Origin of the sequence: Sulfurospirillum diekertiae (assembly GCF_002162315.1) — a bacterium.
Taxonomy (GTDB): domain Bacteria; phylum Campylobacterota; class Campylobacteria; order Campylobacterales; family Sulfurospirillaceae; genus Sulfurospirillum.
This window is the reverse complement of sequence record NZ_CP021416.1, coordinates 106,740-130,589: the sequence shown is the minus strand read 5'-3', so window position 1 is coordinate 130,589 and position 23,850 is coordinate 106,740. Positions and strand designations below refer to the sequence as shown.

The 23,850-nt window shown below is 37.0% G+C and carries 28 protein-coding genes and 1 pseudogene; 16 read left to right on the top strand and 13 right to left on the bottom strand.

The window, feature by feature from the left end:
• Positions 1 to 13: 13 nt before the first annotated feature.
• Positions 14 to 1,198 (bottom strand): MFS transporter, encoded by a 1,185-nt coding sequence (locus tag Sdiek1_RS00715; protein WP_087437438.1) that lies wholly within the window; start codon positions 1,196 to 1,198, stop codon positions 14 to 16.
• Between the two features lie 110 nt (positions 1,199 to 1,308).
• Between Sdiek1_RS00715 and Sdiek1_RS00710 the strand changes: the two genes are divergently transcribed.
• Genes Sdiek1_RS00710 through Sdiek1_RS00705 form a run of 3 tightly spaced genes read left to right on the top strand, consistent with a single transcriptional unit; the run spans position 1,309 to position 3,620 of the window.
• Positions 1,309 to 3,000 (top strand): methyl-accepting chemotaxis protein, encoded by a 1,692-nt coding sequence (locus Sdiek1_RS00710; RefSeq protein WP_087437437.1) that lies wholly within the window; start codon positions 1,309 to 1,311, stop codon positions 2,998 to 3,000.
• Positions 3,001 to 3,013: 13 nt separating this feature from the next.
• Positions 3,014 to 3,280: a MarC family protein gene (locus Sdiek1_RS15530; protein WP_202819573.1), complete on the top strand. Its 267-nt coding sequence runs from the start codon at positions 3,014 to 3,016 to the stop codon at positions 3,278 to 3,280.
• Positions 3,189 to 3,620: a MarC family protein gene (locus tag Sdiek1_RS00705; protein WP_202819572.1), complete on the top strand. Its 432-nt coding sequence runs from the start codon at positions 3,189 to 3,191 to the stop codon at positions 3,618 to 3,620. The genes Sdiek1_RS15530 and Sdiek1_RS00705 overlap by 92 nt, the downstream gene beginning before the upstream one ends.
• 15 nt (positions 3,621 to 3,635) lie before the next feature.
• On the opposite strand, the gene Sdiek1_RS00700 is transcribed toward Sdiek1_RS00705, so the two are convergent.
• Both Sdiek1_RS00700 and msrA read right to left on the bottom strand, forming a co-directional pair.
• Entirely contained in the window at positions 3,636 to 4,034 is a 399-nt protein-coding gene (locus tag Sdiek1_RS00700; RefSeq protein ID WP_087437436.1) for a PaaI family thioesterase, read from the bottom strand.
• Between the two features lie 87 nt (positions 4,035 to 4,121).
• A complete protein-coding gene (msrA, locus tag Sdiek1_RS00695; RefSeq protein ID WP_087437435.1) occupies positions 4,122 to 4,649 on the bottom strand; it encodes a peptide-methionine (S)-S-oxide reductase MsrA in 528 nt (175 codons plus the stop codon).
• A 181-nt stretch (positions 4,650 to 4,830) separates the two neighbouring features.
• Between msrA and Sdiek1_RS00690 the strand changes: the two genes are divergently transcribed.
• The 11 genes from Sdiek1_RS00690 to Sdiek1_RS00640 all read left to right on the top strand — a co-directional run bounded on the left by Sdiek1_RS00690 (position 4,831) and on the right by Sdiek1_RS00640 (position 13,984).
• Positions 4,831 to 5,961 carry an MlaE family ABC transporter permease gene (locus Sdiek1_RS00690; RefSeq protein ID WP_087437434.1) on the top strand — a complete coding sequence of 377 codons (1,131 nt, stop codon included), beginning with the start codon at positions 4,831 to 4,833 and terminating at the stop codon, positions 5,959 to 5,961.
• Positions 5,962 to 5,969: 8 nt separating this feature from the next.
• A complete protein-coding gene (locus tag Sdiek1_RS00685; RefSeq protein WP_238099241.1) occupies positions 5,970 to 6,692 on the top strand; it encodes an ABC transporter ATP-binding protein in 723 nt (240 codons plus the stop codon).
• Between the two features lie 7 nt (positions 6,693 to 6,699).
• Positions 6,700 to 7,653 carry an MlaD family protein gene (locus Sdiek1_RS00680; RefSeq protein ID WP_087437432.1) on the top strand — a complete coding sequence of 318 codons (954 nt, stop codon included), beginning with the start codon at positions 6,700 to 6,702 and terminating at the stop codon, positions 7,651 to 7,653.
• A gap of 10 nt (positions 7,654 to 7,663) precedes the next feature.
• Positions 7,664 to 8,260, top strand: coding sequence for an ABC-type transport auxiliary lipoprotein family protein (locus Sdiek1_RS00675; RefSeq protein ID WP_087437431.1), 597 nt, complete (start codon positions 7,664 to 7,666; stop codon positions 8,258 to 8,260).
• A 3-nt stretch (positions 8,261 to 8,263) separates the two neighbouring features.
• Entirely contained in the window at positions 8,264 to 8,491 is a 228-nt protein-coding gene (locus tag Sdiek1_RS00670; RefSeq protein ID WP_087437430.1) for a DUF1104 domain-containing protein, read from the top strand.
• Positions 8,478 to 9,152: a response regulator transcription factor gene (locus tag Sdiek1_RS00665; protein WP_238099068.1), complete on the top strand. Its 675-nt coding sequence runs from the start codon at positions 8,478 to 8,480 to the stop codon at positions 9,150 to 9,152. The genes Sdiek1_RS00670 and Sdiek1_RS00665 overlap by 14 nt, the downstream gene beginning before the upstream one ends.
• Positions 9,109 to 10,296 (top strand): sensor histidine kinase, encoded by a 1,188-nt coding sequence (locus Sdiek1_RS00660; RefSeq protein ID WP_087437428.1) that lies wholly within the window; start codon positions 9,109 to 9,111, stop codon positions 10,294 to 10,296. Before Sdiek1_RS00665 ends, Sdiek1_RS00660 begins: the two co-directional genes overlap by 44 nt.
• Entirely contained in the window at positions 10,290 to 10,625 is a 336-nt protein-coding gene (locus Sdiek1_RS00655) for a hypothetical protein (protein ID WP_087437427.1), read from the top strand. The genes Sdiek1_RS00660 and Sdiek1_RS00655 overlap by 7 nt, the downstream gene beginning before the upstream one ends.
• Positions 10,626 to 10,697: 72 nt before the next feature.
• On the top strand, positions 10,698 to 10,994 hold the full coding sequence (locus tag Sdiek1_RS00650; RefSeq protein WP_087437426.1) for a c-type cytochrome: 297 nt from the start codon (positions 10,698 to 10,700) through the stop codon (positions 10,992 to 10,994).
• 451 nt (positions 10,995 to 11,445) lie between these two features.
• The gene (locus tag Sdiek1_RS00645; protein WP_087437425.1) at positions 11,446 to 12,783 is read left to right on the top strand and encodes a c-type cytochrome; all 1,338 of its coding nucleotides are present in this window, start codon (positions 11,446 to 11,448) and stop codon (positions 12,781 to 12,783) included.
• 10 nt (positions 12,784 to 12,793) lie between these two features.
• A complete protein-coding gene (locus tag Sdiek1_RS00640; RefSeq protein ID WP_087437424.1) occupies positions 12,794 to 13,984 on the top strand; it encodes a hypothetical protein in 1,191 nt (396 codons plus the stop codon).
• Positions 13,985 to 14,031: 47 nt separating this feature from the next.
• Here Sdiek1_RS00640 and Sdiek1_RS00635 read toward each other — a convergent pair whose 3' ends face one another.
• From Sdiek1_RS00635 to rpsU, 8 genes and pseudogenes are all read right to left on the bottom strand, one after another.
• Positions 14,032 to 14,394, bottom strand: coding sequence for a diacylglycerol kinase (locus Sdiek1_RS00635; protein ID WP_087437423.1), 363 nt, complete (start codon positions 14,392 to 14,394; stop codon positions 14,032 to 14,034).
• Positions 14,395 to 14,403: 9 nt separating this feature from the next.
• Complete coding sequence (locus tag Sdiek1_RS00630; protein ID WP_087437422.1) at positions 14,404 to 15,993, bottom strand: phosphoethanolamine transferase; 1,590 nt, start codon at positions 15,991 to 15,993, stop codon at positions 14,404 to 14,406.
• Between the two features lie 350 nt (positions 15,994 to 16,343).
• Complete coding sequence (locus tag Sdiek1_RS00620; RefSeq protein ID WP_087437420.1) at positions 16,344 to 16,844, bottom strand: YajQ family cyclic di-GMP-binding protein; 501 nt, start codon at positions 16,842 to 16,844, stop codon at positions 16,344 to 16,346.
• Between the two features lie 9 nt (positions 16,845 to 16,853).
• Positions 16,854 to 17,786: a D-2-hydroxyacid dehydrogenase gene (locus Sdiek1_RS00615; protein WP_087437419.1), complete on the bottom strand. Its 933-nt coding sequence runs from the start codon at positions 17,784 to 17,786 to the stop codon at positions 16,854 to 16,856.
• A gap of 3 nt (positions 17,787 to 17,789) precedes the next feature.
• On the bottom strand, positions 17,790 to 18,971 hold the full coding sequence (locus Sdiek1_RS00610; protein WP_087439797.1) for a glutathionylspermidine synthase family protein: 1,182 nt from the start codon (positions 18,969 to 18,971) through the stop codon (positions 17,790 to 17,792).
• Positions 18,972 to 18,973: 2 nt separating this feature from the next.
• A pseudogene (locus Sdiek1_RS00605) lies at positions 18,974 to 19,574 on the bottom strand (UPF0323 family lipoprotein).
• Between the two features lie 35 nt (positions 19,575 to 19,609).
• Positions 19,610 to 20,323, bottom strand: coding sequence for a helix-turn-helix domain-containing protein (locus tag Sdiek1_RS00600; RefSeq protein WP_087437418.1), 714 nt, complete (start codon positions 20,321 to 20,323; stop codon positions 19,610 to 19,612).
• Positions 20,324 to 20,456: 133 nt separating this feature from the next.
• A complete protein-coding gene (gene rpsU / locus Sdiek1_RS00595) occupies positions 20,457 to 20,669 on the bottom strand; it encodes a 30S ribosomal protein S21 (protein ID WP_025343347.1) in 213 nt (70 codons plus the stop codon).
• Positions 20,670 to 20,869: 200 nt separating this feature from the next.
• Here rpsU and Sdiek1_RS00590 point away from each other — a divergent pair, with 200 nt between their 5' ends.
• Both Sdiek1_RS00590 and ccoG read left to right on the top strand, forming a co-directional pair.
• Positions 20,870 to 21,565, top strand: a complete 696-nt coding sequence (locus Sdiek1_RS00590) for a helix-turn-helix domain-containing protein (protein ID WP_087437417.1) — start codon at positions 20,870 to 20,872, stop codon at positions 21,563 to 21,565.
• The gene (ccoG, locus tag Sdiek1_RS00585; protein ID WP_087437416.1) at positions 21,555 to 22,922 is read left to right on the top strand and encodes a cytochrome c oxidase accessory protein CcoG; all 1,368 of its coding nucleotides are present in this window, start codon (positions 21,555 to 21,557) and stop codon (positions 22,920 to 22,922) included. The genes Sdiek1_RS00590 and ccoG overlap by 11 nt, the downstream gene beginning before the upstream one ends.
• Positions 22,923 to 23,089: 167 nt before the next feature.
• Here the strand turns inward: ccoG and rplT are convergent, their stop codons facing one another.
• Both rplT and rpmI read right to left on the bottom strand, forming a co-directional pair.
• Positions 23,090 to 23,443 (bottom strand): 50S ribosomal protein L20, encoded by a 354-nt coding sequence (gene rplT, locus Sdiek1_RS00580; RefSeq protein ID WP_087437415.1) that lies wholly within the window; start codon positions 23,441 to 23,443, stop codon positions 23,090 to 23,092.
• A gap of 115 nt (positions 23,444 to 23,558) precedes the next feature.
• Complete coding sequence (gene rpmI, locus Sdiek1_RS00575; RefSeq protein WP_087437414.1) at positions 23,559 to 23,753, bottom strand: 50S ribosomal protein L35; 195 nt, start codon at positions 23,751 to 23,753, stop codon at positions 23,559 to 23,561.
• Positions 23,754 to 23,850 lie beyond the last annotated feature (97 nt).

Below are 23,850 nucleotides of genomic sequence, written 5' to 3'. Positions count from 1 at the left end.
AAAGATTATTTTATCACAGTTTTTGTATCCATTTCCAGTAAAAACCAAAAAGGAGAAAAGCTACTCCTAACCCACAGGTTACTTGCCATAAAGAGATACCAAAATCAAACAATGCGCCAATAGCGAAAGAAACTCCTGTACAGGCGCCCATAAAAACCATATCATTATAAGCAATGACTCTGCCATAAAATTCAGTATCTGTTTCATATTGCAATAGAGTATATGTATAGGACCATAACGTTGTTGTAAAAAGTCCACATAAAAAAATACCAATAAAACTAAGATAAAAATCATATTGCAACATTCCCCAAACCATAATGCTTATGCCTTGTGCCATAAAAAGATAAAAAAGAGTTTGAGGGTTAATGTAACGGCTGAACGCTAACTGTCCTAAAATTTGAGAAAGCGCCCGTGCCGCATTGATAGCCCCCATGACTAACGAAATAGATAAAATATGTTTGTATACATGATCTGCCAAGAGAGCAATGAGCGCATCATACGCACTAAAACCAATACTCGCATGTAAAAAAATAATATGCATGATCTTGGGATGCGCTCGTAAATAAGTAAATCCACTCCAAATCATTGCCTTTACATGTAAAGTGTGTTTGCTTGCAAGAGAGGGAATATCAAGTCCTAAAAGCATATAAAACCCAATGCAATACAAGAGCATATCGGCAATAAAAGCGCTGGTTGTTCCAAAATAGTAAATGTAAAAACCTGCTACTGCCATGCCTAAAGCATAAGAGGTTGACCAAATAATAGAATGAATTTCGTTGGCAGTTTTTAAATCATCATCACTAAGTAACTTTGGCAATAATGACATCTCAGTTTGAAAATAGATACTTCCTGTTCCCATTCTTATAAGAATTAATACTAGGAGTAACCACAGCGCATCTAATGAGTGAATAAACATCAGCCAAAAAACGGTAAAAATCTCAATTGCTGTTAAAAAAAGCATAAATTTTTTGGTATCTACTTTATCAATAATCGCTCCGCTAAAAGGGGCTAAAAGCATTGATGGCAAAAAGGTAAACGCTGCAGCGGTGCTTAGTGCCCAAACAGGAGCGTCAAGACTTATGAGCAATGTATAAATGGCCATATGGCTAAACCATGCGCCAAAATAACAGATGAGTTGAATCACACTCAGTCTTCGGAGCGTTGCATTGTTACGTAACAACTCACCATAATGGTTCATATCTTCTCCTAAACTCTTTTAGCCGCCATTGTAGCGCTTTTCGTTGATATATTTAAACTTTGTTTATGATAGAATAAATTGTTACACTTATGAATTAAGGAGGCATTGTTATGAAAATTTCAACACGAATTTTAATCTCTCTTATCCTATCACTCCTTATCTTGGGTGCCTGTTTAATTGGTATCTCTTACACCAATACTAAAAACAATGCTAGCATGTTTATAAACGATTACGAAAAGAGTGCCTACTCTTTTTATGAAAATGAACTCAAAACCATTATGGAAATGATGCAACAGAGTGCTAATGCAATCTACAAAGCAGAAAAAGCCAAGGGATCATCCGATGAAAAAATTAAAGAAGCTATTGTGGAACAACTTGATGGACTACGCTTTTTTGATGACAAAAGTGGTTATCTTTTTATCTATGAGTCCGATGGAACCAACGTTATGCTTCCAACCAATAAATCACTCCAAGGTAAAAATCTAAGTGCACTCAAAGATTCCAATGGAGTCTTTTTTGTTAAGGAGCTCATAGAAACGGCACAAAAAGGTGGCGGTCTCGTTAAATACTTTTTCCCAAAAGTCAAAGATGGTAAAGCGTTTGAAAAGTTTGCGTATTCCGTACCTTTTGAGCCTTATAAATGGACGCTAGGAACTGGTATCTATGTGGATAATGTTGAAGCAGAGGTAGGTAAACTTAAAACTCAAATTGGTGAGAATGTTGCCTCGCAAATTCGCTCTTTTCTACTCATATCTTTAGTATTAGTCATTCTTAGCATTATTGTTACAGCTATTATCATTAAAAAAACTATTTCAAATCCTCTCAATGATCTGATTAGTAAAGCTGACAACCTTTCCAGCGGTGATGGCGATTTAACACAAAAACTTGAAATTACCGGAAACGATGAAATCGCACAAGCAAGCCATAGTATTAATCGTTTTATTGAAAAAGTGCGCCTCTTAATCAGTGAAGCGAAGAACCTCTCTAACGAAAATTCCTCTATTTCCCACGAACTTTCCTCTACGTCTTTAGAGGGAGGAAGAGCTGTTGAGACTTCAATGAACATCGTGGGGAATACAACAACCAAAGCCACTACTTTGAAAGATGAGATGCATATAGGTATGGGTGAAGCCAAGGCAGGAAAAGAAGAATTACTCAAAGCCAATAGTTATCTTACAGAAGCCAACAGTGCAATACTAGAACTGACCAAAGATATTCAAAGCAGTGCCACTATCGAAATTGAACTAGCGCACCGCATCCAACAGCTCAGCTCAGATGCAAGCCAAGTGAAAGAGATCTTAGTGGTCATTGGGGATATTGCCGACCAAACTAATTTACTTGCACTGAATGCGGCTATTGAGGCTGCACGAGCAGGTGAACAGGGACGCGGCTTTGCTGTTGTTGCCGATGAAGTACGAAAACTCGCTGAACGCACCCAAAAAAGCCTCCAAGAAATCAATGCAACGATTAATGTGATCGTTCAAGCCATTGCTGATAGTAGCGATCAAATGACATCGAATTCTAAAAAAGTAGAATCACTTGCAACCACGGCTAGCGAGGTTGAGACAAAAATAAACAATATGTTCCACGTCATGGGTAATGCAACAAAAGTTTCGGACAAAACGGCTGAAAACTATCTCAAAACAGGCTCAGACATTGAGTCGATGATCAATGATGTTTCTCAAATCAATGATATCTCTTCTCAAAATGCTAGAAGTGTTGAAGAGATCGCTAGTGCAGCAGAACACTTAAGCCGTATGACGGAAACCTTGAACCTCAAACTCTCTGAATTTAGAACATGATTGGATGAAATAAATGAACGCAGAATTTTCAATTGTCTCAACAGCTATACTTTTAATGTTTGTAATCGACCCGTTCGGTGCAGTCCCTATCATTCTTTCGATTTTGAAAGATGTTGATATAACGCGAAGAAGACGGATCATCATTCGAGAAATGATCTTTGGGCTCGCTATTTTGACGCTTTTTCTCTTTGGAGGCGAGCTCTTTTTTAAATATCTTTCATCTGGAAACAGAATCGGTACGTATCGCAGGAGCAGTTATCTTTTTTGTTATTGGTATTAAGATGATTTTCCCAGGAGAAGAAGGAAGTAGTGGGCTTTATGGCTCATCTAAAGAGCCTTTTATGGTGCCCATCGCCATGCCTCTCATTGCAGGACCTTCCACCCTTGCTACGCTTTTAGTGCTGGGAAAATCTCACGCAGATGCTACAGGGAAACTTTTTGGTGCGCTTTTACTTGCATGGTTTATATCTGCACTGATTATGTACCTTTCTCCATTGCTGTACAAGCTACTTCGAGAGAAAGGACTTTCAGCCTTGGAGCGTCTGATGGGGATGCTCCTTTTAATGATGTCGGTACAGATGTTTATTGATGGTGTACGAGGTCTTATTCATACCTTTTAGCTTTACATGTAAAAGCTAGATAACATTGCTATCTTTTCGATAAACAGTTCCCGTGTATGTTGCAATAACACTATCTTTTTCATCGCTTATCCGCACTTCATACGTTGCGACTTTATTTCCAATACTAAGCTCTTTGGCATACGCGTAAAGTTTGCCATTTGGCTTTGCTTGTTGAAACATAATATTAGCACTGATGGCTAAAGAGAGTTTATTATGGGAATTGGAGGCCAGTGCAAATGCATAATCAGCGAGCGAAAATAAAAACCCTCCATGCACAACATTAGCCGCATTAAGGTGCTCTTCTTGGATGATGACACTGACTTTTGCCACACCGATATTAAACTCCTCGATTTGAAATCCTAAAAGTTTTGCAAATCGATCGTTTTCTTCAAAAAATTGTTGCAATGCTTGCATTGAAAAACCTTTACATGTAACGTACGTAAGATTGTAGCATTTTGTGAAAAATTTTTGAGCTAAAATCTTTACATGTAAAGGATTTAACTACTTCACCAAATCCTTATATTCATGTTTAAAATGATCTACTTTAGGCGCGACCACAAACATACAGTACCCTTGGTTTGGGTTGTTTTTGAAATAGTCTTGATGATAGGCTTCTGCTTTGTAAAACGTTTCTAAAGGTTTTACTTCAGTCACAATTGGTTTTGTAAATTTATTTGAAAATTCTTTGATTGAAGCTTCTGCTTTCTCTTTTTGATTTTCGTTATGGTAAAAAATCACAGAACGGTACTGTGTTCCTGTATCATTCCCTTGGCGATTAAGAGACGTGGGATCGTGAATAAGCCAAAATATTTTGAGTAATGCTTCATAAGAAATCATAGTTGGGTCAAACGTAATTTGCACCACTTCTGCATGCCCTGTTGAGCCACTACTGACTTGCTCATAGCTTGGTGCTTTTACGTCTCCTCCAACATAACCATTCACCACATCTAAAACACCTCGTGTTTCTTCAAAAACGGCTTCTAAACACCAAAAACATCCACCTCCAAGTGTTGCAACTTCAGTTTTCATCAAATTCTCCTTTGCGAAAAAATGTGTATTAAATATTAAAAGAGCCATACTTAAAAAAAAATGCTTTTTTCACGTTAAGTCTCCTTTTTTCAATGATTATAACATCCTGATCTAAAACCTTTCTATGTCATTTTGAGTAATATAATTATGTTATAATGGAACAAAAAAATAGGGTGGTGTAATGAAAAGAGAACCCTCACTGCAAATAACACAAAGTGGAGATCATTTTAGTGTTGCATTGCAGGGTGTTTGGGTCAAAGAATCGATTCAAAAGCTAGAACTTGCATTCAATACACTAACATGCCAGCCAAAAGCAACCTATACGATTGACCTCTCAAGAATCAAAGATTTTGATACGTATGGAATTATGCTGATTTTGCATCATGTAAAACAACTTGAAGCACATGACTGTACGGTCGAAAAAATTGGAGCAAGCACTTCTTTGGAAAAACTTTTAAGTGTCTGTGAAATGAACTACCCCAAAGAGAAAATTCAAGAACCAAAAGAAATTTTTATACTCTCGTACCTTGAAAATGTTGGAAAACTTGCCTTTGAAGGGTATAAAACCCTCGCAACCTTCTTCTCTTTTACAGGTGAGCTTGCTCATTTTGTACTTGCAGCATTTCTGAAACCACAAACAATTCGACTCAAAGCAACGCTTTATCATATTGAACAAAGTGGCGCGGGGGCTCTTCCGATTATTTTACTGACCTCTTTTTTAATCGGTATTGTCATTGCCTATCAAGGGGCAACGCAGCTGGAAAAATTTGGTGCAAATATTTTTATTGTGGAGATGGTGACTATTTCAGCTGTGCGTGAGCTTGCTCCTCTCTTAACAGCGATTGTCATAGCAGGACGGAGTGCCTCGGCGTATGCTGCACAAATTGGCGTTATGAAAATTACCGATGAAGTGGATGCGATGAGCTCTATGGGATTTTCACCGTGGAATTTTTTAGTTTTACCTCGTCTTTTTGCCCTGATTATCTCTTTACCCCTTTTAGTATTCTTTGCAGATATTGTCTCCATCTTTGGTGGTATGGTGATTGCAACCACAAAACTGGATGTCAGTTTTGTCGAATTTATTGACCGTATCAAAGCAACTGTTGCGCTAAAACATCTGATCATTGGACTTATTAAAGCACCTATTTTTGGATGTATCATTGCAACAATTGGCTGTTTCCGTGGCTTTCAGATCGATAGCAGTACTGAAAGTGTGGGTAAATACACTACCATCAGCGTGGTCAATGCTATCTTTTGGGTTATTGCGATGGATGCAATTATTTCAGTCTTATTGACGGAGCTTGGGTTATGAAAACTCCTGTGATCATCGAAGCAAAAGAGATTGTCACATCTTTTGGAGACAATGTTATTCATGATGGTGTTAGTTTTAAAATCCAAAAAGGAGAGATTTTTGGACTTTTGGGTGGCAGTGGTAGTGGTAAAACAACGCTCCTTCGAGAGATGATCATGCTTCAAAAAGCGCATTCTGGAGAGATGATTGTCCTAGGAACAAATGTTCTAACTGCTTCTCAAAAAACAGCTCAAAAATTGAGGCAACGATGGGGTGTTCTTTTTCAATTTGGCGCTCTTTTTACCTCTCTTACTATTTTAGAAAATGTAGCCATTGCTATGAAAGAGTATACGCAGGTTCCCGATTGGCTCATCGAAGAAGCTTCGTTAATGAAACTCTCAATAGTAGGTCTTCCTCCCAAAGTTGCAACGATGTATCCTTCCGAGCTCAGTGGCGGTATGAAAAAAAGAGCAGGTCTAGCCCGTTCCCTTGCACTTGACCCGAAGCTACTTTTTTTAGATGAACCAACGTCGGGACTGGATCCTCAAAGTGCAAGAGCCTTTGATGAACTCATCGTTACCTTACGAGATACACTTGGTGTTACTGTTGTGATGGTAACCCATGATAAAGATACAATGGCAAATGTACTGGATCGTTTTATTATTTTAGGAAATAAAAAAGTACAATTTGAAGGAACTATGGAGCTTTTAAAGCAAACAACCGATGAAGAGTTGAAAAAATTTTTAAGTTGAGGCTGAGATGGAAAATAAGTTAAGTTATATTTTAGTAGGCGCATTTATCTTTGTATTACTTATTGGAGGTGTTTTCTCCATTCTTTGGCTCGGTAATTACTCCGATAAAGGAAACTTCAAATTTTACAAAATAACCACCAAAGAGTCTGTTTCTGGCTTAAATGAAAAAGCGCCCGTTAAACTTCAAGGTGTGCAGATCGGTGAAGTACGAGGTATTACCATCAATCCGTATAATGCTGAAGAAGTTTTAGTGACTGTACGTGTTCAAGATAATGCTCCTATCAAAGAAGATACGTATGCCGTGATTGAGGCACAAGGTATTACTGGACTTAGTTATATCCAGTTACAAGGAGGAACCAATGAAGCAAAAAACCTTAAAACAAGTAATAAAGATGAAGAATACGGCATCATCTATTCACGCCCATCTACTTTTTCACGACTTGATAAAACGATTACATCGCTAAGTGCAAAAGCGGAAATGATTTTTGAGCGAGCAGAAAGTATCATGAGCGAAAAAAATGTCAAAAACCTTGAAATCATTATTGCCAATAGTGCCAAGATAGCTGAGTCAACTAGCAAAACCATGGCAAATATTGAAGCCCAAAATAAAGAGATCAATCTGTTACTCAAAGAAGCGACAAATGCTGCGACTGGGATTAAGAACATGTCATACTCCCTCTCTTCTGCAGTTGATAATACAGGGATTGATATGATGAATAATGTACGAGATTCTGCACAAAGTGTTAAAACTGTCATGGGTAGTTTAAACCAAAAAGTCGAAAAAGGCTCCTTTGATGTTGATATTTTGCTCAAAGAGAATTTAATGCCACTTCAAAGAACGCTTCAAGATTTACAAGTGTTGGTTAATGAAACGAAAGATCTTGTCAGTAATCTCAAAGACAGTCCAAGCGATCTTCTCTTTAAAGAAGAGACCATCCAACCAGCACCTAATGAACGATAAAGGAAATAAGATGAAAAACGTACTTCTAGCGCTTACCACACTCATGCTTCTTAGCGGTTGTAGCATCAAAGAAGCGTCGCAAAGACCCTACAACTACACCCTTGAGCCTATGATGAAATTAGAGCGATTTAGTGTTGCCAATCAGGATGTACTCAAAATTGCTTATGTTGACGCGCCCAGTGGTCTTAATTCTAGAGCCATTGTGTATAAAAAAGAGGGTGCAATGTTGCCTTATAAATACGGCGCATGGAGCGAAACACCTCCTTTAAAACTTCAATACCTCATCACGGAGGCATTACAAGACCAACACCATTTTGGATCTGTCATTTCAGGAACGTCTATGGCATCTAATAACTTGGTCTTAGAACCAGTTATTCAAAATTTTGAAGAGGTTTTTCGTGAAGATGGGACATCCTATGTACATGTAAGCATACGCTTTCGTCTTGTTGAAATCAAAACAGGTGAAGTGTTAGGCAGTACTAAACTTTCTTCAAAAAAAGATGTCACCAATACCCATGGCGCAGAAGGTGCAGTAGAAGCATTTAATGCAGCAACAGAAGATGTGATTAAAAGCCTCTCTATCTGGATCAATGAACTTCGGAAATAAACAATGAAAAAAGCGCTCTTCTGCTGTTTAATTCTTATGAGCTTGTTGTTTGCTAAAACCGATTTTAGTGAAATGAGTACCGAAGAGCTGATAGCGCTTATTGGGTATGTCGATCAAAAGGCAGAAGAGCATTTTTACCAAGAACTTGACAAACGTGTACCAACCATGAGTGAAGAAGAAAAAGCACTCTATGAAGAGGATAAAAAAAGAAGAGACAATGCCCAAAACTAGACTCCTTCTTTTGGAAGATGACATCAATCTTAGCGAAACAGTCTGTGAGTTTTTAGAGTCTAAAGGCTATCATGTTACTCCTGTATATGACGGTGAAGCCGCAGAAGAGCTTATATACGAGCATCAATATGACCTCTTTTTACTTGATGTCAATGTTCCTTCTTTAAATGGATTTGAACTCCTCAAACGCATTCGCCACGAGAACAATACAACCCCTGCCATTTTTTTGACATCCCTGAATGCTATTGAAGACTTAGAACATGGTTATGAGAGTGGTTGTGATGATTATCTACGCAAACCGTTTGCACTTAAAGAGCTTCTCTTTCGTATCGAAACCATTTTAAAACGTGAGTTCTTTCATACTCAAAGTCCTAAAATTTGCATTGATGAAGGTATTGAGTATGACCCCCTGAGTAACCAACTGTTAGTCAATCAAAAAGCAGCACAACTCCAAAATAAAGAGGCAAAACTACTCAAACTCTTTTTACAAAAGAAAAATGAAATTATCAGTCACGAGATGATTATGACACATTTGTGGGAATACGACGAACAAGGTAGTGACGATACTTTGCGTACTTACATCAAAAATCTTCGTAAAATTATGGGGAAGGATCGTATTGTTAGCATTAAAAAACTGGGATATAAATTTACGCTCGCGTGAGAAGAAAACGCTTCGATCGTTTTTAGTTCTCTACGCCTTTTTAGCACTGCTTATTTTAGGATTTGTAGCTTTTTTATACTATGGTTTGGAACGTGATTTGATGCTTCAAAATCAAAGAGAAGCTCTTTCTACCCTTGCTAATGAGCAAATTGTGCGTCTCAAATCTTTACATGTAAACCTTGGAAAAGAGCAAATATATCCAAGAGATGAACGTTTCAATTCTGCCATTTACGATAGTAGTCTTAAACAAATTTTTTCAACATTGAGTACCAATAAAGTCAACCTTTACGAAGATATTTACCTCAAAAAAAATCATATCTACTTTGTTAAAGAGTTAGAATCTTACTATTTGGGTGCTCGGTATATTGTGATTGAAATCGATGCACCACTTTCATGGGAGAAAAAAGTTTTCCGTAAGCTTTTGACATATGGTGCCATCATTTTTGGTATTTTGATTGTTATTGGTTATTTTTTACTGGGTCTTCTTCTACGCCCGATGAGAGATACTATTACGCTCTTAGATCGCTTCATTAAAGACACAACCCATGAACTCAACACGCCTGTCAATACAATTCTCTCTAATATTGAAATGATTGAGCTTGCAACCTTGGACGAGAGTTTAGTAAAAAAAATAAAACGCATTACCATTGCATCTAAAACTATCTCAAATCTCTATGATGATCTTACCTATTTAGTGCTTTCTCATCATATCATTTCTCATGATGAAAAGGTCAATCTTAAAGTTATTATTGAAGAGCGACTGGAGTATTTTTCACTTCTGATTGAATCAAAAAAACTTACGCTAACATCTACGCTTGAAGAAAATGTTTTTTTGATGATAGATCGTAAGAAAATTGCCAAACTGATTGATAATATTCTCTCGAATGCTATCAAGTATAATAAAATTGGTGGAACGATTCATGTACTTTTGACACCTGAATATATTGAGATTAGTGATAGTGGAAGAGGCATCGAAACCAAAAAAATCAATCAAGCCTTTGAACGCTACGTGAGGTTTGATCGTACAGTTGGAGGTTTTGGCATAGGACTTAGTATCGTAGCAGCCATCGCCAAAGAATATACTTTACATGTAAGCATAGACTCTCAACTACACGAGGGAACAACAGTGAGGATTGCATGGTAAAAAAAGTTCTTATTTTAATGATTATAGCCTCTTTTATCTGGGCAAAGACAGGTGTATATGAGAAGAATTGTATTCCCTGCCATGAAGACATGGCTATAAAAATTGATAAATTTTTCTACCGCTACCTTCTCAAATACAGTAGTGAGATGGAAGTTAAACATGCCATGAGTCAGTATCTTAAAAATCCAAAAGCAGAAAATTCTATCTTAGTGGATGGACTGATTAACCGCTTTGGAGTGAAGAAAAAAACAACACTAACTGACACAGAGCTCCAAGAAGCACTTGATACATATTGGGAGCAATACAAAGTTTTTAATAAATTAAAATAATTACTTTTTTATTTCACAATAAATTCACTTTTAATCTATATAATTATCCTATTATTTACATAAGGAGTTACGATGAAAAAGGTATTGTTTTTAGCAGGTCTTGTATGTGCTACTTCTATTTTTGCAGCAGATGGTGAAACCCTTTTTAAAACCTGTGCAACCTGTCATGGGGCAAAAGCAGAAAAATCAGCATTGAACAAATCACAAATCATTGCAGGTTGGGATGCAGCTAAAATTACAGCAGCTCTTGACGGTTACAAAGCAGGTACATACGGTGGTGTATTAAAAGGTACAATGACTGCTCAAGTCAAAAATCTTAGTGCTGATGATGTAAAAGCACTCGCTACTTATATCTCTTCAATCAAATAATCTATAAGGGGAGAGAACCTCTCTCCTCTTATAGCCACTGCTATATTTCAAACAAAACAAACATCAAACCAACAATATATTACAAGCTTCTTCATTTTTCCATTCTTTTTCACTATCTCTAAATTTAACATTAAATTAACACTGATATGTCATTGTTTTACACAAGGAAATTTTTAGTTTTGAAGTGCTGTTTACCCGAGTTGATCGCCAAACCTACATCGGGTAAACACAACGTGCTTGTTGCAACGCAAAAAAATTCTACTCAAACAAGGCTTAAATACTAAGCTTTTTTCTGCGTTAACCATAAGCACATTCTTACATGTAATGATCAAAAATGGTTTGCAAAGGCAGAGACACCTCCCCTCTTGGTGCAACATTATGTCACAAAAATAGTACGTATTAAGAGACTCTGCTTTCGCAAACCATTTTTAAAATCTTAAGGAGGTGTTAGGTGGAATACATTGGATTATATCCTCTATTCTATTTTCCGCAAATTGGTTCAGCTTGGCTGATGGGAATTACGGGCAGTATTCACATTATGGCGTCACATACGTCTGTGGGTGCGGCTTTATTGTTTGCTTTTTTAGCACACAAGGCGTACAAGGAAGATAGACCAGAATTGTATGACTATATGAAGAAATATGGTATGTTCTTGATTATTTTTTCCTATGTCATTGGCTCTATTACAGGACCTGGTATTTGGTACACTGCCACAGCGGCAAGCCCAAGAGGTATTAGTGCGCTGATTCATAACTTTGTTTGGGTATGGGCAACAGAATGGGTTTTCTTTATTGTGGAGGTCATTGGTGTCTTTACACTGATTTACACTATTGGGAAAATTGATCGCAAAACGCATCTTAAACTTACCTATATGTTCGCGTTGGCTTCTGTTTCAACGCTTTTCCTTATTATCGGTATCATCAGCTTTATGATGTGGCCAGGAACCGAAGCATGGTATCAAACAGGCTCAGCCAGTGATGCATTCTTTGGTATCAATACCTTCCCTCATATGTTCTTACGTATCGGTTTTATGATTGTTATGTCAGCCATTATTGGCTTCATCATTAGTAGCAGTCTTAAAGAGAAAGAACTTAGAATTGAACTAACCCGTAAACTAGCTGTTATTGGTATGATTGGCGGACTCACAGTGATGATGTCTTTTTTATGGTATATCCAAACATTGCCTCAAAGTGCATGGGATCTTTTCCACGATGTTTTATGGGCAAGCGATGGCATGACTCGTATTATTGTGGTCAGTGTTATTGCACTTTATCTGCTGTTAGCTTTTGTGCTTCCTCGCTCCATCAATACCGTTTTAGCCGTCGTAATGATGCTTGTCATCGGTATTATTGGTGTTTGGCCGGGTGAAAAAATGCGTGAAAGTATGCGTAAACCTTATGTTGCAGGTCGTTACATCTATAGTAATCAGCTGATTGCACGCGATGTTCCTGGCAAACATGTCAAATCTGAAATGGCACTTGTAGCAGAAAAAGGTTTATTACAACTAGACCCATTCATTCCAGATCATCTTAGAACCATTACGCCTGAAAATCAACTTGAAGCAGGAAAGCTCATTGCTAAAATTGCCTGCTCAAACTGCCACTCTTTGGAAAAAGGAGCTAAGTTTAGACCATTGCCAGATAGGTTCCCAGAAATGGATGCGGATACCATTGAGACCATATTGACAGATGTTGTAGCGGCAGGAGTTCGTAGTTATATCCCACCGATTAAACTACCAGCTGATGAAACAAAAGCGCTAGCAGCTTGGCTTGCTACGCAAAATAAATAGGAGGAAAACTATGGATATCGGTCTTGTTTTAAACACGCTACGCGATCCTGCTGGCGTACCATTTTACCCTATTGTATTTCAAGCATTGTATATTTTAACATGGGCATTGCATATTGCTTTTGTTCTTTTAGCATTAGGAAGTATACCCCTTGCATTGATAGGTTCTGCTAAAAAAGCGATTGATGAGAACTGGAAAAAGTTGAGCAGTCATATGACACAAGTGGCAAAAATTAGTGTCTCTTTACTGATTGTTTTAGGGGTTGCACCTCTTTTATTCACGCAAGTTATTTACGATGCTAACTGGTATGTCACAAATACCATTTCTGGGCTTTGGGTCGTTGCTTTCATCTATATTCTTGTGTTAGCATACTCTCTTTGGTATTGGTTCTATTATGCCAATAGAAGCAACTCTCCTATGGCAGGAATCATAGGCATCGTCTCTTTTGTTGCTTTCATCGGAGCAGGTGTCTTAATGCACGCGTTTGCTAACGAATCCATTCAACCTGAACAATGGATGAACTGGTACGCACCCAATGGTGTGATCGATACATCAGGAACGGTTTTACACATTGATCTTTTACGATTGGCCTTTATGGTCAGTCTTAGCGCGCCCGTTACAGGTATCTTTTTACTTAACTATGTAGATTACACCTCAAAATGCGATGGGTATACCGCGGAGTATCTCGCATTTGTGAAAAACCTTGGTAAAAAAATAGCCATCGTAGGATTGCTCGTTAGTGCCGTTCTTTTTGCCGTTTGGGTACTCACACTCAATATGCTTCTCCATCCATTGGTACTTGCCATTGTGCTTTTTGTGCTTATTTTACTTTTCATGGTCATCAAAGAGAGCAATAGCTACATTACAACCATTGTTTTAGTGGTCACAGCACTTTTGATTTCAACACTCCGTGAAGTAATTCGTATGAACATCATGAGCAAATACGGTTACAGCATCTACGATTATCCAATGAACATCGACTGGCCAACGGTTATTATGTTCCTCTCTACCTTTGTCTGTGTTGGATTTACAGGTGTTGGATTTATGCTCACCTTAGCATGGAGAGCAGGACGCACCAAAGGTCTTTATACCGCAGATGGTACTGTGACAAAACTGGCTAATACGACGGTTGGTATTATGATTATTTGGGCATTAGTTTTCATTACATGGGGACTTGTCGTTGTCTTTAAAAATACGCTCTAGGTGGCTATTTATCGCTATTTGCAAGGCTAAAGTTTAGCCTTGCATCTTTACATGTAAAAGTGAATAAGTGAAAATCCCCACACAACTACAAAAATAACGATACTTAAAAAGACAACAGAACTGCCTGCATCTTTTGCACGCCCCGCCATTTCATGATACTCAAGCGTTACAAGGTCTGTCACACGTTCTATTGCACTGTTAATCGCTTCTGCCATAGGAATGCCCATAAGCGCTATAAACATCACGAGTTTATACAAAAGATCCAAAGGGAGCAGATATAGAACAGGAAGTAAAATCACTACAAGCCCCAGCTCTATTTTAAATGAAGTCTCATTAGCGATCATATCTTTTAAACCCTTGAGCGCATAGGTTGTATTTTTAAAAAAATGATATTTCGGTTGGTTTCTCACGCTAAGCCTTTATTGATGTTTGTAGGTTAGTATATCTTTTGTACGATCATAGAGTGCTGTTTTAACCCCCATCACACCTAAAATTGTATGAAAAAGATTGTCATGTGAGTATTCTTGTGATGATCTTTGCGTGAGAGATACTACATCAATGCGTTCCTTGCTTTGAGAACCAAACCACATCAATGCCCCTATATGTGTCTGTTCTTCGGGAGCCATAAAATAAGGAATCCCATGCAAATAGAGCCCTTTTTCACCCAAAGATTCTCCATGGTCTGCCATATAAATCATTGACGTTTGGAAATTTTGGTCATTCTGTTTTAAAAAAGCAATGGTTTTAGAGAGAAAATAATCCGTATATAAAATAGCATTATCATATGCGTTTCCGATCTCTTCAGCACTGCATTTTTCGACCTGATTGGTTTGGCATACTGGGGTAAATTTTTCAAATGCTTTCGGATAGCGTTTATAATACGCTGGACCATGATTACCCATCTGATGAAGGACGATAACAATATCACCTTTTTGTGCATCAACATATTTTTGTAACCCTACTAACATTCCCTCATCACGACATTCATCTTCACACAGTGTATTGTTTTGACTTATTTTATAATCGTGATACTCTACCCGTAAAGCAACGCCTTTGGAATCAGAATTATTGTCTCTCCACAATACATTGACACCGCTATGTTTAAGTACATCGATAACATTTTCAGTTGACTTCGCTTCTTTATCACTATAGTTTTGGCGTCCTAAATTAGAAAACATACATGGTACGGAGATAGCAGTCGATGTTCCACAAGAATAGACATTTGAGAAATTAATAATATCCTCTTTTTGCAGTAAAGGATTGGTCTGTCTTTCATAACCATTTAGTGAAAAGCGATTGGCACGAGCCGCTTCACCCACAACGACAATAGTCAATTTACGAGTTCCACCCTCTTCTTTTGTTGCATCTAGGCCAATTTGTTTTAATGTTGCTTCTTTCTTATAAAAGCTATTATATATATAACTTCCTGCAGAGTAAAGGCAATACGTTGGATTAGTATAGTAACGTAAAGGTTTATTTTCTCTAAAAAATGAGGTGTAAAAACGATTAAAAGCAAATAGCATCACTGCAATCAAAACAAGAGCAATACCAATACTTTTTGCCTTATTCCAAGCCTCTTGTTTGAAACTTCCATGAAGGATAGGTACACGATAAATTAAAAATGAAGGAATAATACCCAAGAAAAAGAAATACCCTAAAAGATTCCAGTTTACAAGATCCAATGACTCATTGGCATTGGTTTCCATGGCATTTTGGATCATTGTATCATCAAGAATGACGTTGTAAGTATTCATAAAATAATTTGTTAACGAGGCAAGCAATAAAAATGCTATTGCGAGTGGTTTTAGAGTATAACGTGAAGCGAATAAACTCAGCAAGACTGTTATACTAGCAACTAATACAACGCCTAAAGAGAGTAAAAAGCCACTATTGGCAATGGATACATCATAGACTTGCGTAACATGTTTAAAAAAAGAAATATTGTCAAAAAACACTAAAAAAAGTGCTACAACAACGATAAGCTGATTGCGGGTCATTTTAAATTTCATTTATTTTCTCTTGATAGTTGGTTTTACATGTAAAGTATAGTTTAGTTTTTTAAACAAATGTTTTTTGCGAGATACCATTTCACGATTGCCATTGTTGAATAACTCATTTCTCGCTGTTCAAAAGGAATTGAACAAACACGCATTTTTGAACTTATGACACCACTTACCAAGGTTAAAAAAAGGAAAAAGGCTATTCCTATTACGATATTATAGGAATAGCCTAACCAACTACCCACAAGAAATGGAGTAAATGTTAACAGACCATAAAGGCTAAACATCACTACGCGACACCAAAACCCTTTTATTTTGGGAATAATCTCAATAATAGGAGGGACTTCTTGTTCCATAGGTTACTTGAGGTTAGTAAAATTTACAGGGAAATCAAAATCGCACCCACGAATCGCTTTAATAGCTTCTTGCAAATCATCAATTGCTTTGCCTTCAACTCTGACAACATCGCCACGAATCGAAGCTTGGACTTTAAGTTTGAGCTCTTTAATCTCTTTAACAATCTTTTTAGCATCATCGCCAGAAATTGCATCGACAATACTCACCGTTACTTTGGTTTTATTGCCGCCGGCAACTTCACGTTTCGTCTCTTTGAGTGCTTTCGAAGAGATCTCACGTTTGATAGCCTCTGAAATGAGTGCTTCAACCATTGCATCAGCTTTCGTATCCGTGGTTGTGATAAGTGTCACTGTCTTGGCTTTTTCATTGTGTTCAAACTCACACGTAATGCCTTTAAAATCCCATCGATTCGTGATAACCTTTTTCGCTTGCTCATACGCGTCTTTAAACTTTTGCTTATCAATCTCTGCTGTGATATCAAAACTATGCTCTTTTGCTGCCATATATTCTCCTTAGTGTCTTAGATATTCTTTGATATTTTCGCCAACTTGTCGCATCAGTTCACGCCTAGCTTCAATGCTCCCCCACGCAATATGGGGTGTAATAATTAAGCGTTCAGGATGCTTTACATGTAAAAGTGGATGATGCTCTATCATCGGCTCAACTGCCAATACGTCAAGCCCTACATAAATCTCTTTGGTATCAATCACTTCACGTAAATCATCTTCGTTAATGATACCTCCCCGTCCAACATTGACAAGAATAGCACTTTTTTTCATTTGATTGAATTGCTCTTTGGCAATCAAATTTTTTGTTTTGTCATTTAGTGGTGCATGGATGGAAATCACATCACATGTTTGCATCATTACTTCAAGACTAACACGTTCATAATTACTATCATTGTTAGTGCCACTGGTTGAAAAATACACTACATTTGCGCCAAATGCAGAAGCAATTTTTGCGACCTCTTTACCGATTGTTCCTAACCCAACAATGCCCCAACGCTTCCCTTTAATCTCCCAAAAAGAGCGATCTAAATGGGTAAAAATAGAGGTTTTTGTCCATTGCCCTGATTTGACAAATTGGTTATAGTAGCCGCATTGACCCAAGAGGTTTAGAACCAACATCATCGTAGTTTGCGCTACCGATGCAGTTGAATAGCCAGCAACGTTTTTAACAACAATACCCTTCTCTTTAGCATACTCCAAATCAACGTTATTCGTCCCTGTAGCTGTGATACAAATCAACCCTAAATTAGGGCAAGCATCCATCACTTCTTTATCAATAACAACTTTGTTGGTCAGAATAATTTTAGCATCGCTAATATGTTCAACACGCTCAGACACAGTTGTCGTCTCAAATGCCTCAATTATCCCAAATTGTTGAAATAGCTCTAAATCAATATCATTTCCCATCGTTGTAGCATCTAAAAAAACAATCTTCATTACTTAGTCCTTTATTCTATGCCCAACAAATTTTGAGAAGTTCTCCATAATGAGCCCTCCTCTTCGAAAGCCTAGTCCGCAACCCTCATACGCGAAGAAAACACCCGCTTGATAAGATTTCCCTTCAACGTCTTTTGGAAGTTCCACATACTCTTGATAGATTGGTTTAAAATTACCATAATCACCCTCAACTTTTGCCATAACAGACATATCTGTATCGTAAATAATCGTGTTAGCACCTTCTCGTCCAAAGGCTCTTTTTTCAACTTGCTTTTTACCTGTAAGCGGTTCATAGGAAGTTTCAAGGAGCAATGGATGATTGGGGAAAAGATCCCATAAAATTTTCATAAAAGCTTTACTTTGAAACAGTAATGTATAAGCAGGATTAATGATAATTGCGCGTTGCTCTTTGACCATCTCGTCTAAAAGAAGTGCCAAGTCACCCTCTTCTATTGCAATATTTTCCCAAGGAATAAGTTTGAACCAAAATTCGAAATTTTCTTCCCCTTTAAAAATACCTTCTTTTCCACTAAATTGAACCTCATCGACATAGGCAAAATCTGTATGAAAGCCTGCCTCATTAGCAGCAGATTGAAGAAAACGTGTCGTGTTTTCATCTTCGATATTACCACGAATTGAAGAAAAGAGAATCTTCCATCCCTCATAAGAGGCAGCAAAATCTTCTGTATTGCCATCAAGTACCACAAGACGTTTGAAATTCTCTTTGAGTGCTTCAAAAACAGTATTGAACTGCTTCGCTTCATTCATACCATTGGCTTTAAGCATTGCCCATTGAATAATGGCCGTTTCATACAACGATGTTGGGGTATCTGCATTAAATTCGATCAGTTTAATCGGCTTACCATCAACGCCACCTGCAAAATCAAACCGGCCATAGAGATGCCAATGTACGTCATTTGCCCATGAGTTTTTGATCAGATCAACTAAATTGAATGGAATATTTAATTCATGAAATAGATTATTGTCAATCACATATTGCCCAGCATCAGCAAACATATCATAAAGCTCATTGGCTGCCTCATAATAGGCTTCAACTTCATCATTACAGACAAGCACTAACTCATCGGCAACATACGATGTTTGATCCGTATCCGTATGCCAATAAAAACCAATTGACTCCAAAAATTCCTTACTTAACGGTTTTATTTTTTCTACATGTAACATCATTAACTTCCTGAACTTGAAGGTACGCTTGAACTTGAAGTACCACTAGATGAGCTACCACTTCCAGAACTTGAGCCAAAAAAGCCACTGCTTTTCGTTGTACTGCTTGTGCTAGAGGTGGACATTGGTTTGTTAAAACTAGTTGTACTACGAGAATAAGCTTGCGGACTTGAATAATTGGTTGCTCTTTGATTTTGATATGTTGGGTTATTAAAAAGCTTTCCACCTATCCAACTACCAATCATACCTCCAGCAATACTTGAGAGTAGAATGCCGCCCAATCCCATTTGTCCTGAACTCATATTTGAATTGGTCAGAGGAGATGTGTTGTTATCAATTTTTTTTGCCTCTTCTTTGACTAAAGCATCTATTTCAGCTTGTGATAAAATCCGCTCGCTTCCATCAGGTTTTCGAACAATAACACGTGTGGTTGAACTTGGATACTCTTCGGCTATTTTATACTCTCCTGTAGCGCTTTCATCAACAATGACAAGTGCTCCTTGTGTTTTTGCTGCATCTGCAAGAGCATTTTTTATTCTCATCTTTTTGATCACAGCCTTGCATACTTACAAGAACCATTACACCAATGCCTCCTGCGATCATATAATCTGAAATTTTACGGATATACTGCACGATTTTTACTCTCCTAGAATTTCTTTAAGTTTTTTACCCTTTTTGATAAAAAGTTTGCCATTTTTATCCATAACATCATTCAGTTGACCTATCTTTTTACCAATTTTATCACTGATATGTTGTTTTTCTTTTTTGGAAAATCCTTTTTCTTTGAGATAACTTCTCAAATCTCTCCAATCACTATAAGACTCAAACATATCTTCCACGACCCTATTCTCTTCATCTTCATCTAAAACGTCTGCTTCTTCAAATGAAAAAGGTGTTTGTGAAGCTGTGGTAGCACTAGAAGGAACGATAGTCGTAGGTGTGTTAGTAGATGCTTCATTCCCTGTGTGTGTAATTTGTCGATTGGCTAAAGTCAGAATCGCTTTAAGTTGCTCATCTCTCTCTTTATAGATCATTTCGATTTTTTCTTTTGATTCAATCAACAAACGTTCTTTATCGGCGATGAGACGCTCTTTATCCGCCTCAAGTTTTTCATTTTTAAGTTTCATCTCTTCAAGTTGTACTTTGAGAAGCTCAACATAAGCATTCTCTGCCATATTGTCTATTTTGCGGATCGATGGACCTTCCTTTAGACTACTTTTTGTTAGTAAAATGTACTTGACACCATTTTCAATAATACTTTGCAAGGAACCACGTCGCAAACGATTGTAGATAGCCTCTTTGCTCACGCCTAAAAGCTTTGCTGCCTCAATAACAGTTAGTTTTTTATCCATCTTGATGACCCTTTGCTAACGAAGAGAAATATATTTGTTCTTATGTTATCACAGCTTAGTTTAGTTTAGTTTGAGGAAATTGTTTTGAAGGACAAGAAGAAAAGCCAAGAAGATAACTTCTTGGCTGTGTGTGTTAGAGTCGTGACTCGTAACGGCGAAGCATATAAAGTCTTTTCAACTGTTTTTTGCGAGCACTAATTTTATCTTTTTTGCGTTTTTCTGTTGCTGTTTCATAGAAACGTCTTGCACGCACTTCAGTTACAACTAGGTTACGATCAACTTGTTTTTTAAACTTTCTATACGCTTCGTCAAACGAATCGTTAGGATGTACTTTAATTCCTGGCATACTCTATCCACCACCTTTCTGATGAATTTAGGAATGCATTTTATCTAACTACAATTACATGTAAGCTTAAATCATTTCCCTGATTATCTGTATTAATGCTTATAATATAAAATTGACGATAAAAGCTAATTTTATATTGACTTTATACGTCATTAAATGTATACTTTCAAATAAAACAATGATAAAAAGGTGACATTTTTATGAATATTGTCCTTTTAAAGGCGAGGAGTAATGACTCTTCAATGGTCGTTCAACAGAAACAAATCTTGAAATATGCTCATCATCATGATATCGAAATCGATACTACTGAGATCGAAAATTCGGATCCGACATTAGAACTTGAAGAACGTAAAGAGTTCAAAGGCTTCTTGCGATCTCTTTCTAAAAATGATCATATTCTCATCTTTGATCTCTTAACCTTCTCTAACAATGTTGAAGAGTTAGTCAAAATCTTCGAATGTCTACTCACACGTTCCATTTCTATACATATTGCCGATGTCAATACCTGTATTCATGTCGACTCAAAACCTTTAATTTTACTTGATCTTCTTGTTAAACAAAGAGAGCTCAATAAACAACTTGATAAAGAAAAAACGCAAGGAAGGCCAAAAGGTAGAATGTCAAAATCAAAATTTGACGTCCATCGCCCTTATGTTATTGAACTCCTTGAAAAAAGCACTTCTATTAGTGAAATTGCAAAAATTTTAAAGGTTAGTCGTACTTCATTAAAAGACTATGTAAATTCTAGAGGACTAAAAGAGCTTGTAAAAGCTAAATTTTCGCTCCTTAAATCATCCAAACAACCACCACTCACACTAAAATCTTCTATTTCGAAAGAATGTTCACTCATTAAACCACCAGTAGATTACACAGAAGGAACCGTACATGAATTGTAGCAACGATTGTTCAACTCAGCCTACTTATTATAGGTTGAAACGCTATATGAGTTTTGGCATTATTACATTTATATCCCTTGTTTTGCCATTTATCACCATAGAAGGTAAACACTTCTTTTTGCTTAGTTTTGATAAAAAGCAGTTAAACCTTTTCTTTACTGCTTTCGATATGCAAGAACTTTACTTAATGCCTTTTGTCATTATGCTTTTTTTCTTAGGTATCTTTTTTATTACAACTCTCGGGGGTAGAGTTTGGTGTGGTTGGTCATGTCCACAAACGATTTTTAGAGTTATTTTTCGTGATCTTATACAAACCAAACTGTTAGGAATTCGTAAAAATATTCATAACAAACAAAAAGAACCTGAAAATCAGATCGTAAAGCGCTTTATAGCTATCATTATTTGGGCATGTCTAGCGCTTCTCGCAGCATCAAACTTTTTGTGGTATTTCATCCCTCCTGAAGATTTTTTTGTTTACCTTCAACATCCTTTGGATAACACAATTATGTATGGCTTTTTAATAGGCATTACTACTTTTTTGATCTACGATGTCGTTGCACTTAAAGAAAATTTTTGTGTCTATATTTGTCCTTATGCACGTATTCAATCTGCACTTTTTGATGAAAACACCATTCAAACAATTTATGATGTAAAGCGCGGTGGTCAAATCTATGATGCAAAAGGAATGAAGCTTAGTAGCAAACCACCTTTAGCAACCGATGATTGTACAGGATGCGAGGCATGCGTTAGAGTTTGCCCAACGCATATTGACATTCGTAAGGGAATGCAACTAGAGTGTATTAACTGTTTGGAATGTGCAGATGCATGTACCCCTGTTATGGAAAAACTAGGTAAACCTTCTCTCATTACATGGACAAGTTATAATGCAGCAGAAAAAGGTGTTAAAACACAATATTTTCGTTTTAGAACCATTGCATATATGGTTGCCCTTAGTATTGCACTTATCGGGCTCTTTGCTATGGGAACTCAAAAAGAGTATATGCTTTTAAATATTAATAGAACTAGCCAACTTTACAAAATGGCAGACGATGGTAAAACAGTTGAAAATGTCTATACATTCTTATTTCAAAATACTGACACTAAAGATCATACATACTATTTTGAAATTTCAAATAAAGATATCAAAATTGATAAACCAAGTGAGCCTTTTTTATTGAAAGCAGGTGAAAAAATGAAGAAAGTTGTTATTCTTAATGCTGCACCAAAAGAGCTAAGAGAAGAAGGCGAAGATTTGCCAATTACAATTAAAGCATATGCTGTTGATGCAAAGGAAAAGATTATTGTTAATCGACATACAATTTTTATCTATCCTAAACGAAGTGATGTTCAGCCTTAAAATACTATTTGTGTATGCAAGATAAGAAGTTTAAATCTTCTCTTGTATACACTTTCTCCTTTTTACAATCTCAAATCCTAGATTTTATATTAATGGAATAAGTTCTGAAAGTATAAGAGGAAATAAGACGATGGCATGCTAACCATTCGTCTTATATGTGGAGTGTATTAAAGCGCTGATTTTGCCTGTTTTACAACAGTTGCAAAGGCTTCAGGGTCATTCATCGCCATATCTGCAAGAATCTTTCTGTCTAAATCAATATTTGCTTTGTTTAGCGCATTGATGAAGCGTGAGTAGCTAATGTCATTAAGTCTGCATGCTGCGTTAATACGTGTGATCCAAAGTCTTCTAAAATCTCTTTTCTTTTGTCTTCTATCACGGAATGCATAAACTAAACTTCTCTCTATTTGCTCTTTTGCTTTTCTAAAGTGTTTTCTTCTTCCACTAAAGAAGCCTCTTGCCATCTTTAAAATTTTCTTGTGACGTCTTCTTCTGACGATACCTGTTTTTACTCTTGCCATGGTGTCTCCTTGACCAAATAAATCAATGTCGGTGTCCCGTCTCGGGAACTTACCCTCATTATGAGGGGAACATTACATGTAGGGTGAATGACTCTTGTCAAAAACTCTTTTTAAACTATGCTTTACAAAGCATTAATTTAATGGACTTCTCATCGCGTGCATCTACAACTTTAGATTCTTTCAAACCACGCATTCTTTTCGTTGGTTTTTTAGTAAGAATATGACTTCTAAAGGCTGCGCCTCTTTTAATCTTGCTCTTACCTACTCTAAAACGCTTAGCGGCACCGCGTACCGTTTTCATTTTCGGCATGCATACTCCTTATATTTATTCTAAAATCTAAATGAGGAAATATCCCCTCTAGCGTTAGAAAACGGCTATAATAGCTTAATTTTCCTTAGAGAGGATT